This window comes from Bartonella sp. AD328YNZD (assembly GCF_042196425.1).
The window spans coordinates 1-1,045 of record NZ_JBHIQG010000568.1; the positions used below are offsets into that span (position 1 = coordinate 1).

1 pseudogene is annotated in these 1,045 nt (G+C 41.8%); it reads left to right on the forward strand.

The window, feature by feature from the left end:
- Window positions 1-1,045: pseudogene (locus ACFIO3_RS13740) on the forward strand (adhesin); the annotation flags it as partial.

Genomic DNA, 1,045 nt, shown 5'->3' on the forward strand with positions numbered 1-1,045 from the left:
GATCTTTCTACCAGCCTTCAGTCTGATGACTCGGCTGTTGTTCATTACGATAAAAAAGAGGGTGAGAATGGCGGCATTGATTACATGAGTGTGACTTTAGGTAAAGGTAAGGATGCAGGACCAGTTGCACTTCATAATGTAGCGGATGGTACCATTGCTGAAAATTCACATGATGCGATTAATGGTAGTCAGATCAACACGATTTCTCAGAATGTAGCTAAATTCCTTGGCGGCGATGCGGCATTTAAAGACGGTAGCTTTACCAACCCTACTTACAACTTATCTCGCGTTTCTGAAGATGGCGAGGTAACACAAAAAGCCTTTACCAATGTTGGTTTAGCATTTGAGGGACTTGATGCAAATATCAAAAATGTGAATCAGCGTATTAAGGAAGTCTCAGAAGGAGTTGCACAAGATTCTTTATCATGGAGCGAGGGTGAAAAATCCTTTGTAGCCTTGCATGGAGGAAAAGACGGTGCAAAGACAAATAGCAAGATTAAGTTCCTTGCGGCAGGAGATATTACGAAAGAATCTACAGATGCAGTAAATGGCTCCCAACTTTATTCCTTAGGAAAAGATCTTGCATCGTACTTAAACGGTGATGCTAAGTATGAGAAAGATCAATGGTTGTTGCCTAGATTTAAAGTTACACACCTTAAAGAAGATGGCACATCAGAAGAAGCTGAGTACGATAGTGTTTCAGAAGCTCTTTCAGGTGTTGGTAATTCTTTCACGAATGTGGTTAAAGACTTTAATGACAAAGTCACGAATATCACAGAATCTGTCCAAGGCGATGCGCTGTTGTGGAATAAGGACGCAGAGGCGTTTGTAGCCAAGCATGGAGAGAAGGAAAGCAAGACGAACAGCAAGATAACGTCGCTTGCAAATGGGGATATCACTAAAGACTCAAGCGATGCTGTAACAGGAAATCAGCTATATGCTTTAGGTAACAGTGTTGCAAAGTCTTTAGGTGGTGATGCTAGTTATGCAGGTGGCGCTTGGACGGCTCCAAGTTTCAAAGTTAAGATCGTTAATGAGGATGGTA